Raw genomic sequence first — 284 nt, forward strand, 5'->3', positions numbered from 1 at the left:
CGGGCTGCTGCCAGTTCAGCGCGAATCACTTCAGACGCGGTAACGCTGCCGCCTGGGCAGCGGGTAAGCCTGTGGTTGTATCGATGGGCGGCATGGCGGCATCTGGTGGTTACTGGATTTCCACGCCAGCTAATTACATTGTGGCTAACCCCAGCACCCTGACCGGTTCTATCGGTATCTTCGGCGTGATCACCACCGTAGAAAATAGTCTGGATTCGATTGGTGTTCATACTGATGGTGTCTCAACTTCACCGCTGGCGGATGTTTCTATCACCAGGGCACTG

Annotated in this window: 1 protein-coding gene; it reads left to right on the forward strand. The window is 55.6% G+C overall.

What is annotated here, in order from left to right:
- On the forward strand, window positions 1–284 hold a 284-nt coding region (locus R2R70_RS19720), incomplete at both ends, for a S49 family peptidase (protein WP_410978856.1).

It is taken from the genome of Cobetia sp. SIMBA_158 (assembly GCF_046566945.1).
Taxonomy (GTDB): Bacteria; Pseudomonadota; Gammaproteobacteria; order Pseudomonadales; family Halomonadaceae; genus Cobetia; species Cobetia amphilecti.